Genomic DNA, 16,478 nt, shown 5'->3' on the forward strand with positions numbered 1-16,478 from the left:
CATGCACCTGCTCAGGACCCAGCCCGGCGGTTTCGTGTCGGATGACAACATTGCCGACCTTGGACAAACCCCCGCCGAGCTGGTGATCCTGTGCAGCGGCGACTCCAGCCTGGCGCTGCTGGCGGATGCCGCCGAGCAGTTGCCCGAGGATTACCCCAGCTTTCGCCTGGCCAACCCGATGCAGGTGCAGAACCACGCTTCGGTGGACCTGTATGTCGACCAGGTGCTGCGCCACGCCAAGGTGATCCTGATCTCCCTGCACGGCGGCATCGGCTACTGGCGCTACGGCGTCGAGCGGCTGGTGGAGCTGTCCCAGCGCGGGGTGCAACTGATCCTGGTGCCGGGGGACGACCGCCCGGACCCGGAACTCAGCGACCTGAGCACCGTGGGCCCCGTCGAGCGCGATCGACTGTGGCAGTTCCTGCGCCAGGGCGGGCGGGACAACGCGCTGAATTTCTACCGTTGCCTGGCCAGCGGCCTGCTGGGGCGCGACTACCCCTGGAGCGAACCGCAGACCCTGCCACGCACGGCGATCTATCACCCGCACAAGAGCCAGGCCGCCCTCAGCGACTGGCAGGCCGATTGGCAGCCTGGTCAAGCGGTGGCGGCGCTGCTGTTCTACCGCTCCCACCTGCAGGCAGCCAACACCGGATTTATCGACCTGTTCTGCCAGCGTTTGCTGGCGGTGGGCCTCAACCCCTTGCCAATAGCGGTGGCCAGCCTCAAGGAGCCCGGCTGCCTGAGCCAGGTGGAAGACTGGCTGGATGAAACCGCGGCCGGGGTGATCCTCAACACCACCGGCTTTGCCCAGTCCAGCCCCGAGGCGCCGCACTTGCGGCCGTTCCGCCGCAATATCCCGGTGATCCAGGCCATCTGCGCCCAGGACAACGAACCGGGCTGGCGCGACAGCGAGCAGGGCCTGGGCCCGCGGGACCTGGCCATGCACATCGCCTTGCCGGAACTGGACGGACGCATCATCAGCCGGCCCATCAGCTTCAAGGACCTGGCCTGGCGCAGCGAGCGCAGCCAGTCGGACGTGGTGTGCTACCGCGGCCAGCCCGAACGCATGGACTTTGTCGCCGAACTGGCCCGGCGCTGGGTCGAGCTGGGGCGCCTGGACAACGGCCACAAGCGCATCGCCCTGGTGCTGGCCAACTACCCGACCCGCGACGGGCGCATCGGCAACGGCGTCGGCCTGGACACCCCGGCGGCGGCGCTGAACATCCTCAAGGCCCTGCACGCCGAAGGCTATCCGCTGCCGGCCGAGTTGCCCGCCAGCGGCACCGAGTTGATCCAGCAGTTGCTGGGCGGGGTCAGCAACGACCTGGACAGCCTCGACCAGCGTCCGTGCCTGCAAAGCCTGGCCCTGGAGGACTACGCGGCAATGTTCCAGGCCCTGCCGCCTGCCAATCGCGAGGCGGTGCTGCAACGCTGGGGCGCACCCCAGCAGGACCCGATGTTCCGCAACGGGCGGATGATGATCGCCGGCCTGCGCTTTGGCCTGACCTTCGTCGGCATCCAGCCGGCCCGGGGTTATCAGGTGGACCCCAGCGCGGTCTACCACGACCCGGACCTGGTGCCGCCCCACGGCTACCTGGCGTTCTACTTCTGGCTGCGCCAGGCCTACGGCGCCCATGCGCTGATCCACGTCGGCAAGCACGGCAACCTGGAGTGGCTGCCGGGCAAGGGCGTCGGCCTGTCGGAGAACTGCTGGCCGGACGCGCTGCTGGGGCCACTGCCGAACATCTACCCGTTCATCGTCAACGACCCGGGGGAGGGCGCCCAGGCCAAGCGCCGCACCCAGGCGGTGATCATCGACCACCTGATGCCGCCGCTGACCCGCGCCGAAACCTACGGCCCGCTGCGCAACCTGGAACTGCTGGCGGACGAATACTACGAAGCCCAGCTGCTGGACCCACGTCGTGCCCGCGAGCTGCAACGGGACATCCTGCAGCTGGTGCGCGAAACCCATATCGACCGCGAGCTGCAACTGGAGGGCGCGCTCGACAGCGACGCCGACGCCGCCATCTGGCTGCCGCGGCTGGACACCTACCTGTGCGACCTCAAGGAGTCGCAGATCCGCGATGGCCTGCACGTGTTCGGCGAATCCCCCGAGGGCCGCTTGCGCCTCGACACCCTGCTGGCCTTGCTGCGCATTCCCCGGGGCGATGGCAAGGGCGCCCACGCCAGCCTGTTGCGGGCCCTGGCCAAGGCCTTCGGCCTGGGCTTCGATCCGCTGGACTGTGCCCTGGCCGAACCCTGGACCGGACGCCGACCGCAGCCGTTGCGGCAGATCAGCGATGGGCTCTGGCGCACCGCCGGCGATACGCGCGAGCGCCTGGAGCTGTATGCCGCCGAGTTGATCGAGGCGGCGCTCCAGGGCCCGCTGGCGCAGCTGGATGAACCCGGCTGGGAGCCGGTGCAGAGCATTATCGATGGCCTGCGCGAGGTGGTCGCGCCGCGCCTGGACGCCTGCGGCCCGGCGGAAATGCGCGGCCTGCTGGAGGCCCTGAGCGGGCGTTTCGTCCCCGCCGGGCCCAGCGGCGCGCCCAGCCGCGGGCGCCTCGACGTGCTGCCCACCGGGCGCAACTTCTATTCGGTGGACGTGCGCAACCTGCCCACCACCACCGCCTGGCGCATCGGTTTTCAGTCGGCGAACCTGATTCTCGAACGCCACCTGCAGGACCACGGCGATCACCTGCTGCACCTGGGCCTGTCGGTCTGGGGCACCGCCACCATGCGCACCGGCGGTGACGACATCGCCCAGGCCATGGCCCTGATGGGGGTGCGCCCGGTGTGGGCCACCGGCAGCCAGCGGGTCGACGATTTCGAGATCCTGCCCCTGAGCCTGCTGGACCGGCCGCGGGTCGACGTGACCCTGCGGGTGTCCGGGTTCTTCCGCGACGCCTTCGCCAACCTGATCCGCCTGTTCGACGCGGCGGTGCAGGCGGTGGCGGCCCTCGACGAGCCTGAGGACATGAACCCGCTGGCGGCCAGGGTCCGCGCCGAGCGCGCAGCCTTGATCGCCTCCGGCCTGGACCAGGACAGCGCGGCGCGTCAGGCCGGCTGGCGGATCTTCGGCGCCAAGCCCGGGGCCTATGGCGCCGGGGTCCAGGGCGCCATCGACGGTCGCCTGTGGCAGAGCCGCGAAGACCTGGCCGAGGTCTACCTGAACTGGGGCGGCTACGCCTATGGCGGCCAGGATGAAGGCACCGCCGCCCGCGAGCAGTTCGCCACCCGCCTGGGGCAAGTGCAGGCGGTGCTGCAGAACCAGGACAATCGCGAGCACGACCTGCTGGATTCCAACGACTACTACCAGTTCCAGGGCGGCATGCTGGCGGCGGTGGAAAGCCTCAGCGGAGCCAAGGCCGCCAGCTATCACGGCGACCACAGCCAGCCGGACCTGCCGAAGATCCGCACCCTCAAGGAAGAGCTGAACCGGGTGATCCGCTCCCGGGCGGCCAATCCGAAGTGGATCGAAGGGGTCAAGCGCCATGGCTACAAGGGCGCCTTCGAAATGGCCGCGACCCTGGACAACCTGTTCGCCTTCGACGCCACCACCGAGCTGATCGACGATCACCAGTACGCCTTGCTGGCGGACGCCTACCTGCTGGACGACTCGACCCGTGAGTTCGTCCGCCAGCATAATCCCCACGCCCTGCGCGACATGACCGAGCGCCTGCTGGAAGCCCAGCAGCGCGGCCTGTGGCAAGAGCCCGGCGAGTACCGCGAGGCCCTGGAGCACCTGTTGCTGGATATTGAAGAAGATTCCTGAGGCGGCGAGTGCTGCGCACTCGATCGCGAGCAAGCTCGCTCCTACAACGGCAATGCGATGCCTGTAGGAGCGAGCTTGCTCGCGAAAGCGTCCTCCTGGACACCACCGACCCGACCCAAGCGAGCCCCCGACATGAGCGACACCCCCCATTTTCCGCTGTCCGCCGTGGTCGGCGCCGAAGCGCTGAAACTGGCCCTGTGCCTGACCGCCATCGACCCGAAGATCGGCGGCGTACTGATCGAGGGCCCCCGTGGCATGGCCAAGTCGACCCTGGCCCGGGGCCTGGCCGATCTCTTGGCCAGCGGCCAGTTCGTCACCTTGCCCCTGGGCGCCAGCGAAGAGCGCCTGGTGGGCACCCTGGACCTGGACGCCGCCCTGGGCGAAGGCCGCGCGCAGTTTTCCCCCGGCGTGCTGGCCAAGGCCGACGGTGGCGTGCTCTACGTCGATGAAGTCAACCTGCTGCCCGATCACCTGGTGGACCTGCTGCTGGACGTGGCCGCCAGCGGCACCAACCTGATCGAGCGCGACGGCATTTCTCACCGCCATTCGGCGAAGTTCGTGCTGATTGGCACCATGAACCCGGAAGAGGGCGAACTGCGCCCGCAACTGCTGGACCGCTTCGGCCTCAACGTCGCCTTGAGCGGCCAGCCGGCCCCCGAAGAACGCGGGCAGATCATCCGCCGCCGCCTGGATTTCGACAGCGATCCTTTGGGCTTCTGCGCCCAGTGGGCTCCGGCCCAGGCCGCATTGCGCGAGCGTTGCCAGCAGGCGCGGGCGGCCCTGGCCGGCATCCCGCTGGACGACCAGGCCCTGGCGCTGATCACCGAGCGCTGCTTTGCCGCTGCCGTGGACGGCCTGCGCGCCGACCTGGTCTGGCTGCGCGCGGCCCGCGCCCACGCGGCCTGGCGCGGTGCTCCGGCGATTGCCGAGGAAGATATCGACGCCGTGGCCGAGTTCGCCTTGCGCCACCGGCGGCGGGAGACTGCGCCCAGCGCGCCGGCATCGGGGCCAAGCCCCCAGGCACCGGCATCCACCAACGCCAACCCCAGCGAAGGCCAGGGTCAATGGGGCGAAATGCCGGCCCAGGCCTTGCCCACCGGCGCCCGTCGAGAAGTGCCCAGCTGGCCAAAAAAGCCCTAGGCATCCGCCCCCAGAGTGACCGGGGGGCGGATGCCAAGCCCCGGGCGGGGCATCTGGATCAAGGTCGGCACGGCGCCAGTCGCACCGCCGGCAGCGGCGCGATCGACTGGCCCGGCACCTTGCTCAAGGGCCGGCCACGGCTGCGTGAAGACCTGCTGTTTCGCCTGCGCAGCCGCGCGCCCCATGAGCTGTGGCTGGTGATCGTCGACGCCTCGGCCTCGACCCGTCGTCACAGCGCCCTGAGCGACGCCAAGGGCCTGCTGGCGCAACTGTTCGACGACGCCTACCGCCAGCGCGCGCGCCTGGCCCTGCTCACCGCCAGCGGCCGCGCGCCGAACTGGCAGGTCCAGGGCCTGAAGGCCTCCAAGGACTTGCGGCACTGGCTCGACGGCCTCGGTGCTGCTGGCGGCACCCCCTTGCCACAAGCCCTGAGCGAAGCGGCCCGGTGGCTGGAACAGCGCCAGCGGCGCCTGCCGGCGGAACAGCAGCGCGTACTGCTGATCACCGACGGCCGCCTGAAAAGCCTGCCGCCGCTGCAGCCCCTGAACTGCCCGACCCTGCTGCTCGACATCGAACGCGGCCCGATCCGCCTGGGCCGCGCCCGGGAACTGGCCGCCGGCCTCAACGCCGCCTACCAACACATCGACCTGTAGCCGCTGCCGCAGGCTGCGAACGGCCCGCAGGGCCGCAAAAACCCTGAGAGCGCTAGAGACTCGTCAGTCGATCGCCAGGCAAGGTCCTGCGGACCTTTACGCAGCCTCGCCGAGGCTTGGCAGCGGCTACACCAATGCGAGGTTGTAGCCGCTGCCGCAGGCTGCGAACGGCCCGCAGGGCCGCAAAAACCCTGAGAGCGCCAGAGGTTCGTCGGTCGATCGCCAGACAAGGTCCTGCGGACCTTTACGCAGCCTCGCCGAGGCTTGGCAGCGGCTACACTGCCTGCGCCAACACAGGAGTGAAGCGATGCGGGTACTGGTGCGTAACGATAAGGACGATTTCCGGGTCAAGGCCTATGCCGGGACCAATGGGGTGTTGCTGGCCATGGATCTGGATGCGTCACGGCGCAAGGGGCTGCTGGGCTTCGCCATCGAGAAGCAGAGCGGCAGCAAGCCCTGGCTGTTCCTGTTCAACAGCCTGACCTTTCCCGGCAAGGCCCACAGCTTCCCGCAATACAACGCCACCCCCAGCGATCAGGCGCCGCTGCAGAAGTTTCGTTGGGCCGACTACGCGGTCCACCCCGGCACCACCCTCAACTACCGGGTGCACCTGGTGTACGGCAGCCCCGAGGCGCCGCAACTGGGCGAGGCCCTGGAACTGAGCATCGACGCCGACAACGGCCAGCCGCCGGGGCAGCGGGTGATCTTCAATCGCGCGGTGGCCGCCAGTCAGGCCTTCTCGCGCAAGTTTCCCGAGCTCGATGCGCTGCTCAGCGCCAACAGGAACCTGCCCATCGAGGACTGGCCGGACGCGCCCAGGCAATGGCTGGAAAACGGCCTGCTGGAGGAGCTGCTGGGCTTTATCCAGCGTGCCACGGACGCCAGCTGGAGCCTGGACATCGCCATCTACGAGTACCAGTTGCAGGCCGTCGTTGACGCGGTCAACGCTGCCTTCGATCGTGGCGTGCAAGTACGGGTGCTGTACCACGCTGGCCCCGGGGACGACGACACCACGATGAACCAGGCCAGCCTGCAGCACCTGCCCGAGGCCAACAAACGCGGGCGGGTGACCCACGCCATCTTCCACGACAAGTTCATCGTCCTCAGCCGCCTCGACGCCACCGGCCAGCGCCAGCCGCAATCGGTGCTCTGCGGCAGCACCAACTTCACCGCCAACGGCGTCTACCGCCAGGCCAACGTGCTGCACAGCCTCGACCGCGCCGAGCTTGCCGCGCGCTACCTGGAGGTGTTCGAACAGGTCTGGGCGACCCCGGCGGACGTCGGCGCCACCCGTCAATGGCTGACCCGGCACAACCCCATGCAAGCCGATGCACCGCTGTTCGCCGGGTTTTCCCCGCGCAGCGGCCAGGGCGACCTGAGCGAATTCGTCGAGATCATCAACGGCGCTCGCCGCGACCTGCTGTTCGTCACCGCCTTCGCCTTGCCCGACAGCATTCTCGATGCCTTGCTCGGCCAGCCCCATGACGATGTGCTGCGCTACGGCCTGCAGAACACCGCCAGCCGCATCACCGGTTTCCACGCCGACCGCACCGCCGAGTTCGCCGCCACCGCGCTGCTCAACAACGGCCTGGAGGGCTGGCTCAAGGAGGGGCTCAAGGGCCAGAAGGGCAACCTGCTGGTGCACACCAAGGCCATCGTCACCGACTTCACCAGCGACTCACCGGTGATCATCAGCGGCAGCCACAACCTCAGCGTCGGCGCCAGCCAGAGCAACGACGAGAACTTCCTGATCATCCGTGGCGACACCGACCTGGCGGACCGCTACGGCCTGGAACTGCTGCGCTTCTACGAGCACTACCGGTTCCGCTATTTCGCCAAACAGCTGGCCCTCAAGCAGGTGCAGCCGCTGGCGGTGGACGACAGCTGGAGCAACGCCTACTACCTGGAAGGGGATCTGCGCCAGCTATCGCGGCTGCGTTTTTCCGGGCGTTGAAGCCGGCGCAGGTTGGACAGGGGCGGCCCGACTGGGTAGTTTCCACCGACCGCGCACAAGGAACCTGCCATGGCCCCGGACCTGACTTCCATCGAGCTGTTTCTCAAGGCCCTGACCCTGGGCAACCTGTCCCGGGCCGCCGAGCAGTCGCACCTGTCGCTGTCGGCCGCCAGCCGGCGCCTGTCGCTGCTGGAGCAGCATTTCAAGGTGGCGCTGCTGATCCGTACTTCCACTGGGGTCCAGCCGACGGCGGCGGGGCAGGCCCTGGCCGAGCACGCGCGGAGCATCCTGCGGGCGGTGGATGTGATGCACGCCGACCTGGCCGACTTCGCCAAGGGCGCCACCGGCCGGGTCAGCCTCTATGCCAACAGCTCGGCGATGAGCCAGGAGCTGCCCCGGCAGCTGACCCAGTGGAGCGACCTGCATCCGGGCATTCGCGTGGACATCCGCGAGGAGCGCAGCCGCGAGATCATCCTCGCCGTGCGTGACGGTGTGGCCGATGTGGGCATCGTCACCACGCGCCCGCAGGGCCAGGACCTGCACTACATCCCTTATTGCCGCGACCGGCTGTGCCTGATCGTGCCCCGGGAGCACCCGTTCAGGATGAGCCATGCGCGCTTCCAGGACCTCTTGGGCTATGACTTCGTCGGCCTGGAGGACAATGCCGCCATCACCTCGCTGATCACCGAAGCCGCGGCTGCGGTGAGCATGCCCCTGCGCCTGCGGGTGCAGGTGCGCAGCTTCGAGGCGGTGTGCCGGCTGATCGCCGCCGGGCAGGGCGTGGGAGTGCTGCCCCTGGGCGCGGTGCAGATTTTCCGCAAGGAGATGGCCTTGCGTTTTATCGAAATCGACGATGCCTGGGCCGACCGCCAGATGTTCCTCTGCCGACGCCGGGAGCAACCGTCCCTGGCCAGTCGCGAGCTTTTCGACTACCTGGCCGGCTGCGGGCAGGCCGAGACGCAGGCTGGCTAGTCGTTGCTCAAGGCAGGACCTTTCTGACGCGCCTTCGAATTTTGCGAAGGCGGTTTCCACAATGAGCAATTCCCCTGGCCGCTTCCCCGTGCCCAGAATGGGCTCGCCCGTGCGCTTGACCTGCCTCCATAACAACAACACGTCAGACCAGGAGAGACGGCTTGTCCAGGATCAATCCCGCTGTAAAACCTCCCCATCGCATTGCGGTGATCGCCGGTGACGGCATCGGCCGCGAGGTGGTTCCCGAAGGCCTGCGCGTGCTGGAAGCCGTCAGCCGGCGCTTCGGCATCGCCTTGCAGTTCGATCATTTCAATTGGTGCAGCGAGCACTACCAGGCCCACGGCAGCATGATGCCCGCGGACTGGGCCGAGCAGATCGGCGACCACGAGGCGATCTTCTTCGGCGCCGTGGGCGCGCCGGACATCGTCCCCGACCACATTGCGGTGTGGGATTCATTGCTGAAGATCCGCCGCCAGTTCGACCAGTACGTGAATATCCGCCCGGTGCGGCTGATGCCCGGGGTGCCGTGCCCGCTGGCCGGGCGGGTGCCGGGGGACATCGATTTCATCGTGGTCCGGGAAAACACCGAGGGCGAGTATTCCAGCGTCGGCGGCCGCATGTGGGAGGGCACCCCGCGGGAGATAGCCCTGCAGGAGTCGGTGTTCTCCCGCCACGGCGTCGACCGGGTGGTGAAGTACGCCTTCGAGCTGGCCAGCCGCCGGCCCCGGCGCAACCTGGTGGCGGCCACCAAGTCCAATGGCATCGCCATCACCATGCCGTTCTGGGACGAGCGAGTGGAGGCGCTGGCCAAGGCCTACCCCGAGGTCGACACGCGCAAGTTCCACATCGACATTCTCTGCGCGCACTTCGTCCAGCACCCGGACTGGTTCGATGTGGTGGTGGCCTCCAACCTGTTCGGCGACATCCTTTCCGACCTCGGCCCGGCCTGCACCGGCACCATCGGCATCGCGCCCTCGGCCAATCTCAACCCGGAGCGCCTGTACCCTTCGCTGTTCGAGCCGGTGCATGGCTCGGCGCCGGACATCGCCGGTCTTGGGGTGGCCAACCCGATCGGCCAGATCTGGTCGGCGGCGCTGATGATCGAGCACCTGGGGCAGGGCGATGAGCTTTACCAGCGGGCCGCGGCGGCGATTGTCCAGAGCATCGAGACGGTGCTCGCCGAAGGCCCGCGCACCCGGGAAATGGGTGGCAACGCCAGCACCGTGGAAGTCGGGCGGGCGATTGCCGAGTGTCTGGCTGGCAACAGGAGCTGATGAAAATGAGCCTCGAACACTACATCGACAACCAATGGCAAGCCTCGTCCTGGGCCGAGGACATTCCGGTACTCGACCCCAGCACCGGCATCGCCTACGCGTGCATCGCCCGCGGCACCGCCGAGGACATCGACCTGGCGGTGCAGGCCGCGCAACGGGCCCTGGGCGACAACTTCGACGGGCCTTGGGGCGGCCTGTCGGCCCTGGAGCGCGGGCGCTTGCTGGCGCGCCTGGGCCAGGCGGTGCTGGAGCACCACGAAGAGCTGGCGCAGATCGAGGCCCGGGACACCGGCAAGGCGCTGAAGGTGGCCCGGGCCGACGCCACGGCCCTGGCGCGCTACTTCGAGTACTACGCCGGGGCCGCCGACAAGCTGCACGGCGACACCTTGCCCTACCAGGCCGGCTACACCGTGCTCACGGTGCGCGAGCCCCATGGCGTCACCGGGCACATCATTCCCTGGAACTACCCGATGCAGATCTTCGGCCGCAGCGTCGGTGCCGCCCTGGCGGCGGGCAACGCCTGCGTGGTCAAGCCTGCCGAGGACGCCAGCCTGTCGCTGTTGCGGCTGGCGGAACTGGCGGCCCAGGTCGGCTTCCCCGCGGGCACGATCAACGTGGTCAGCGGCTACGGCCATGAAGCCGGCGCGGCGCTGTGCGCTCATCCCGGGGTGGCGCATATCTCCTTCACCGGCTCCACCGGCACCGGCGCCCTGGTGGCCAAGGCCGCCGCGCAGCGCCATTGCCCGGTGACCCTGGAACTGGGGGGCAAGTCGCCGCAGATCGTCTTCGCCGACGCCGATGTGGAGCGCGCGCTGCCGGTGCTGATCAACGCCATCGTGCAGAACTGCGGGCAGACCTGTTCCGCCGGCAGCCGCCTGCTGGTGCAACGCAGCCTCTATGAACCGCTGCTGGAACGCCTGGCCCAGTGCTTTGGCCAACTGCGCGCCGGGCCCTCGGAGCTGGACCTGGACATGGGCCCGCTGATCAATCAGAAGCAGCTGCGCCAGGTCCAGGCGTTTGTCCGCGAGGCCGAGGCCGCCGGCATCCCGGTGGCGGCGCGCGGGCAGGTGGTGGCCGAGGCCGGCAGCGGCGGCTACTTCCACGAGGCGGTGCTGTTTCGCGATGTGCCGCCAGACAGCCGCCTGGCCCGGGAGGAGGTGTTCGGCCCGGTGCTGGCGGTGATGCCCTTCGAAGACGAGGCCGAAGCCATTCGCCTGGCCAACGACAGCGCCTTCGGCCTGGTGGCCGGGGTCTGGACCCGGGACGGCGCGCGGCAGTTGCGCATGGCCCACAAGCTGCGCTGCGGCCAGGTGTTCATCAACAACTACGGCGCCGGCGGCGGCGTCGAACTGCCCTTTGGCGGGGTCAAGGCCAGTGGGTATGGCCGGGAGAAGGGCTTCGAGGCACTGCTGGGTTTCACCACCTTGAAGACCATCGCCATTCGCCACGACTGACGGCCGCCACGGCGGTCCATAACAACAAAAACAGGAGTCACTTCCATGCGTCTAGCCAACAAGACTGCCATCGTCACCGGCGCCGGTTCCGGCTTTGGTGAAGGCATCGCCAAAACCTTCGCCCAGCAGGGCGCCAACGTCATCGTCGCCGACATGAACCCCGACGGCGGCCAGCGGGTGGTGGACGAGATCCGCGCCGCCGGCGGCCAGGCCCACTTCATCGAGGTCAACGTGGCCCAGGACGCCAGCGTTGGCGCCTTGCTGCGCAACACCCTGGAGCAATACGGGGGCCTGGACATCGTGGTCAACAACGCCGGCACCACCCACCGCAACCGGCCGATGCTGGAAGTCGACGAGGCCGAGTTCGACCGGGTGTTCGCGGTCAACGTGAAAAGCATCTTCCTCAGCGCCAAGCACTTCGTGCCGCATTTTCGCGGCCAGGGTGGCGGGGTGTTCATCAACATTGCCTCCACCGCGGCGATCCGCCCGCGTCCGGGGTTGGTCTGGTACAACGGCAGCAAGGGCGCGGTGGTGGTGATGAGCAAGACCATGGCCGCCGAGCTCGGGCCGGACAACATCCGCGTCAACTGCGTCAACCCGGTGGTGGGCGCCACGGCGCTGCTCAGTGAGTTCATGGGGGTGCCGGACACCCCGGAAAACCGCCAGAAATTCATGGCCACCATTCCCCTGGGGCGCTTCTCCACCCCCCAGGACGTGGCCAACGCCTGCTTGTACCTGGCCTCCGACGAAGCGGCATTCATCACCGGCACCTGCCTGGAAGTGGATGGTGGACGTTGCGTCTGATGATCTGTAAAACCCTCCAGGCCCGGGGGTAATCCGTGCTTTGTGTAGCCGCTGCCGCAGGCTGCGAACGGCCCGCAGGGCCGCACAGTTCCAGAGGGCGCCTGAGGGTGACGGTTGATCGCCAGGCAAGGCCCGAGCGGGTGCCGGGGGTTGACGGTTGATCGCCAGGCAAGGCCCTGCGGGCCTTTTCGCAGCCTCGCCGAGGCTCGGCAGCGGCTACAGCCAGTGCCAATCCGGGCTGGTGTAGTCGCTGCCGCAGGCTGCGAACGGCCCGCAGGGCCGCACAGTTCCAGAGGGCGCCTGGGGTGATGGTTGATCTCCCAAGCAAGGCCCCGCGGGTATTTTCGCCCGCTTCAACCCAATCAATGGAGTGCATTCGACATGTGTGGGATCGATAACGACAAGCACCACCCCAATACCCGGCAGTTGCTTGAAGGCCTGCCAAAGAACTGGGGCAAATGGGGGCCGGACGACGAGGTTGGCGCCCTCAACTACCTGCAACAGGCCGAGGTGCTGCGCGGTGTCGCCGCGGTGCGCCAGGGCAAGACCTTCACCCTGCAGGTGCAGATCGGCCACCCCGGCGGTGACCCGATGTGGCCGGCGCGCAACCCTTCGATGCGCTTCAATACCCTGGACCGCAGCCACTATCAGGCCGGCAAGCAGCCGTCGATGACCGGCGGTGCCGAGTACTGCGACGACGTGATCTTCATGCAGTTGCAGGGCTCGACCCAGTACGACGCCCTGGGCCACGCCTGGTACGACAACCAGCTGTGGAACGGCTACGACGCCAGCAGCACCGTCGGCGGCATGGCCAAGGCCAGCGTGCTGCCGATTGCCGAGCGCGGCGTGGTGGGCCGCGCGGTGCTGATCGACATGGCCCGGCATCGCGGCAAGAAGTACCTGGGCCGCGGCGAGACCTTCAATCACCTGGACCTGCTGGCTGCCGCGAAGGCCCAGGGCGTGGCCATCGAGAAACGCGACATCCTGATCATCCGCACCGGCTCCATGGGCGCCTTCTACGAGTACGGCAAGACCGAGTTCTTCAAGGACCTGGTGGAGCCCGGGCTGACCTACAGCCGCGAACTGGTGGACTGGTTCAACCAGATGGAGATCCCCAACCTGGTCACCGACACCATCGCCAACGAAGTGATCACCGACCCGGTGTCCGGGGTGCAGATCCCGCTGCACTGCGCGCTGATGCGCAACCTGGGGATCGCCTTCACCGAGATCGTGCTGCTCGAAGACCTGGCCGAGGATTGCGCCGCCGACGGCCAGTGGACCTTCCTCTACACCGCTGCGCCGTTGAAGATCGTCGGCGGCAGCGGGGCACCGGTGAACCCCATCGTCATCAAGTAGGCGGCGCTTGCTGGTGGAGAGGCGGGCGCAGGGTTTATCCTGCGCCCCCTCACCAAGACCGATAGGGATCATCGACCGATCATGCATGACGATTCGCACCCGCCGGACTGCAGCTGCTGCCTGGATCACGCCAATGCCCATCAGGGCGTACTCGATACCCTGGAGTTGATGGCCGACCACCCCGAGGCCAGCGAGGACGACATCGTCCAACTGCTGCAGGCGCGTGGCTACTCGGCCATCGCCGCGGAAAAACTCAACGCCTTCGTGCCATCGGCCCTGGCCTGGATCGTGCTCAAGCGCCTGGGGGTGAAACACCTGCCCAACCACTTCATCGCCCTGGATGAGGCGGGCGAGGAGGTCCGGGTTCCGGTGGCCGATCAGCACTACTTCACCGCCGCGCTGACCCTGGCCTACAACACCTTCGAAAACGGCTGGAGCGAGGTGCTGCCGCGCAAGACCTACGAAATGGTGGCTGGCCGCAGCGCCGAAATGGCCATGGCCAACGAGGCGCTGTATGCCGGGGAGTCCCTGCAGGGGTCCACCCTGGAGCCCGTGCAACTGCTGCGTCTGGATGCCAGGGCGGCGCTTGAGTAAGCGCCCGGGCACTGGCGGGCCGCAGGTCATGGGGTTACCCTGCGGCTGTTTTTTTTGAGACCGATATGGACCTTCGCCTCCCGTGACCGATACCTGCCCGCCCAACTGCGCGCATTGCGCCGATTACCCTGACCACCAGACCGCCCACCAGGCCGTGGTCGAAGCCCTGCAAGTGATGGGCGCCCACCCCAAGGCCAGCGAAGACGAGATCGTGCAGATGCTCCAGGCCCGTGGCTACTCGGCCATCGTCGCCGAGAAGCTCAACGCCTTCGTGCCCTCGGCCCTGAGCTGGCCGCTGCTCAAGCGCCTGGGGGTGGAGACCTTCGTCGGTCACTTCATCGCCTACGACGACAATGACCAGGAGGTGCAGATCCCGGTTTCCAGCCAGCACTATTTCACCGCCGCGCTGATGCTGGCCTACAACACGCTCGAAGCGGGTTGGAGCGAGGAGTTGCCCCACGGCACCTTTGTCAGCGTGACGCAACACAGCGCCGAGATGAACGCGGCGAACAAGGTGTTGAACCAGGGCGGCAGCCTGGAGGGCGGGACGATCGGGCCCTTGAAGTTGCTGCGGCTGAGCGCCAGCGAAGTGCTGGGGCAAGCCCCTAGCTGATGTAGATGATCTTCGACACCAGCTCGGCGCTGTTCTTGGCCTGCAGCTTCTTCATCAGGCGGGCGCGGTGCACCTCCACCGTGCGGTGGGAAATCGCCAGTTTGCGCGCCACTTCCTTGCAGGTCAGGCCGTTGACGATGTGCAGCGATATCTCGCGCTCGCGTGGGGTCAGGCGCACGGTGGGCGCCAGTTGCCGGTCCAGGCGTTCGAAGTGCCAGATCATCAGCCCGAACGGATCGTCCGGGGTCAGGGAAAAACCATGGGCCCGGGCCCAGAACACTTCGCCGTTGCGGTGCTGCATAAAGCGTTCGTCCGTGTAGGACGCGCCCTGGCCGTTGCGCAGCCAGTGTTCGCTGCGCTCGCCAATGCTCTGGTAGTCGGCCTGGGACGGGTACAGCAACAGGGTCAGGTGATCGAGCAACTGTTCGCGCTCATAGCCGAACAGGCGCAGGAACGCCTGGTTGCAGTCGAGCATGCGCCGATGCCCGGTGATCAACTGCGGTGCGGGGGAAACCTGGAAGGCCAGGCGCTCTAGGTCCTGGAGCTGCTGGGCATATACGGTCATGGGGCATCCTGCCTCGTGGAAGTCGTTGCGCCGCTCTGGCGCGGGGGGCACTACTTACTGTTGTACGTAGTTGCCCCAACTAGCGTCTGATTGTGGCGCTCGCCATTGTAGGGAACGTCCGCTTCAAGCACAGAAGAAAATCACCATGAATCATGCTTCCGTATCCATCGTCGCTGCCGCCCACACATCGTTCGGTCGTCTCCAGGGGCTGACCCTGGAGGACCTGATCGTCCAGGTCACCCGCGAGGCCCTGGCGGATGCCGCGATCGATGCCGCCGAGATCGATGCACTGTTTCTCGGGCATTTCAACGCAGGCCTGGTGCCGGACGGCTTTCCCGCCTCGCTGATGCTCCAGGCCGACCCGCAATTGCGCTTCAAACCGGCCACCCGTTGCGAAAATGCCTGCGCCTCGGGCTCGGCGGCGATCCTCGCGGGGGTCAATGCGATCCGCAGTGGCGCCGCTGAACTGGTGCTGGTGGTGGGCGCGGAAAAGATGACCAGCAACTCCACCGCCGAGGTCACCCAAGCCCTGGCCGGTGCCGGTTACCAGAACGATCCCGCGGAAGCCGGCCTGAGTTTTGCGCAGCTGTTTGCCCGGGTCGCCCAGCAGTACACCGAGCGCTACCACAGCCCGTTGGCCTCGATGGCGGCGATCGCGGTGAAGAACCACAGCAATGCCATGGCCAACCCGCTGGCGCAGATGCACCGAGCGATGGACTTCGAGCATTGCAACCAGGTGTCCCAGAGCAATCCGCTGATCGCGCCGTCCTTGCGCCTCACCGACTGCTCGCTGATCAGTGACGGTGCGGCGGCGATTGTCCTGGCTTCGCCGCAGCGCGCGCGTTTGTTCCGGCGCGAAGTGGCGATCCGCGCCCTGAGCCAGGTCAATGACCTGCTGCCGATGGCCAGTCGCGACATCCTGGCCTTTGACGGTCCGCAGCGGGCCATCCACGGCGCCTTGCGCGAGGCCGGGGTCAGCCTGGGAGACATGAGCTTTGCCGAGGTCCACGACTGCTTCACCATCGCCGAGCTGCTGATCTATGAAGCCATGGGCCTGGCGCCCAAGGGCGAAGGCCATCGGGCCCTGGACGAGGGCATCGTGCGCCACGGCGGCCGTTTGCCGGTCAACCTGTCCGGCGGGCTCAAGGCCAAGGGCCACCCGGTGGGGGCCACCGGCGTGTCGATGCATGCCCTGGGCTTTCGCCAATTGATCGGCGAGCCGATTGGCCTGGGCGTGCCCCGGGCCGAGTTCGGCCTGTTGTTCAACATGGGCGGGATGGCCGTGGCCAACTACGCCACGGTCCTGCAAGCGCTCAGGGCCTGA

13 protein-coding genes are annotated in these 16,478 nt (G+C 67.6%); 12 read left to right on the forward strand and 1 reads right to left on the reverse strand.

Annotated elements, in window-relative coordinates:
- The first annotated feature begins 1 nt into the window (after position 1).
- From cobN to L1O02_RS12565, 11 genes are all read left to right on the forward strand, one after another.
- On the forward strand, positions 2 to 3,775 hold the full coding sequence (gene cobN, locus L1O02_RS12515) for a cobaltochelatase subunit CobN (protein ID WP_235759993.1): 3,774 nt from the start codon (positions 2 to 4) through the stop codon (positions 3,773 to 3,775).
- A 132-nt stretch (positions 3,776 to 3,907) separates the two neighbouring features.
- The gene (locus L1O02_RS12520; RefSeq protein ID WP_060843994.1) at positions 3,908 to 4,915 is read left to right on the forward strand and encodes an AAA family ATPase; all 1,008 of its coding nucleotides are present in this window, start codon (positions 3,908 to 3,910) and stop codon (positions 4,913 to 4,915) included.
- Complete coding sequence (locus L1O02_RS12525; protein WP_235759994.1) at positions 4,840 to 5,568, forward strand: VWA domain-containing protein; 729 nt, start codon at positions 4,840 to 4,842, stop codon at positions 5,566 to 5,568. Before L1O02_RS12520 ends, L1O02_RS12525 begins: the two co-directional genes overlap by 76 nt.
- Before the next feature lie 307 nt (positions 5,569 to 5,875).
- Positions 5,876 to 7,522, forward strand: a complete 1,647-nt coding sequence (locus L1O02_RS12530) for a phospholipase D-like domain-containing protein (protein WP_235759995.1) — start codon at positions 5,876 to 5,878, stop codon at positions 7,520 to 7,522.
- 69 nt (positions 7,523 to 7,591) lie between these two features.
- Positions 7,592 to 8,494 (forward strand): LysR family transcriptional regulator, encoded by a 903-nt coding sequence (locus tag L1O02_RS12535; RefSeq protein ID WP_235759996.1) that lies wholly within the window; start codon positions 7,592 to 7,594, stop codon positions 8,492 to 8,494.
- Positions 8,495 to 8,655: 161 nt separating this feature from the next.
- Complete coding sequence (locus L1O02_RS12540) at positions 8,656 to 9,768, forward strand: tartrate dehydrogenase (protein WP_235759997.1); 1,113 nt, start codon at positions 8,656 to 8,658, stop codon at positions 9,766 to 9,768.
- A gap of 5 nt (positions 9,769 to 9,773) precedes the next feature.
- The gene (locus tag L1O02_RS12545; protein ID WP_060843990.1) at positions 9,774 to 11,222 is read left to right on the forward strand and encodes an aldehyde dehydrogenase family protein; all 1,449 of its coding nucleotides are present in this window, start codon (positions 9,774 to 9,776) and stop codon (positions 11,220 to 11,222) included.
- Positions 11,223 to 11,267: 45 nt separating this feature from the next.
- A complete protein-coding gene (locus tag L1O02_RS12550) occupies positions 11,268 to 12,026 on the forward strand; it encodes an SDR family oxidoreductase (RefSeq protein WP_060839955.1) in 759 nt (252 codons plus the stop codon).
- A 381-nt stretch (positions 12,027 to 12,407) separates the two neighbouring features.
- Positions 12,408 to 13,382, forward strand: a complete 975-nt coding sequence (locus tag L1O02_RS12555) for a cyclase family protein (RefSeq protein WP_060839954.1) — start codon at positions 12,408 to 12,410, stop codon at positions 13,380 to 13,382.
- 81 nt (positions 13,383 to 13,463) lie between these two features.
- On the forward strand, positions 13,464 to 13,976 hold the full coding sequence (locus L1O02_RS12560) for a hypothetical protein (protein WP_060839953.1): 513 nt from the start codon (positions 13,464 to 13,466) through the stop codon (positions 13,974 to 13,976).
- Positions 13,977 to 14,058: 82 nt separating this feature from the next.
- Positions 14,059 to 14,589 (forward strand): hypothetical protein, encoded by a 531-nt coding sequence (locus tag L1O02_RS12565; RefSeq protein WP_060839952.1) that lies wholly within the window; start codon positions 14,059 to 14,061, stop codon positions 14,587 to 14,589.
- On the opposite strand, the gene L1O02_RS12570 is transcribed toward L1O02_RS12565, so the two are convergent.
- Positions 14,582 to 15,154, reverse strand: coding sequence for a LuxR C-terminal-related transcriptional regulator (locus L1O02_RS12570; protein WP_016967597.1), 573 nt, complete (start codon positions 15,152 to 15,154; stop codon positions 14,582 to 14,584). The genes L1O02_RS12565 and L1O02_RS12570 overlap by 8 nt on opposite strands.
- 145 nt (positions 15,155 to 15,299) lie before the next feature.
- Between L1O02_RS12570 and L1O02_RS12575 the strand changes: the two genes are divergently transcribed.
- On the forward strand, positions 15,300 to 16,478 hold the full coding sequence (locus L1O02_RS12575; RefSeq protein WP_060839951.1) for an acetyl-CoA acetyltransferase: 1,179 nt from the start codon (positions 15,300 to 15,302) through the stop codon (positions 16,476 to 16,478).

Origin of the sequence: Pseudomonas sp. BC42 (genome assembly GCF_021560055.1) — a bacterium.
Taxonomy (GTDB): domain Bacteria; phylum Pseudomonadota; class Gammaproteobacteria; order Pseudomonadales; family Pseudomonadaceae; genus Aquipseudomonas.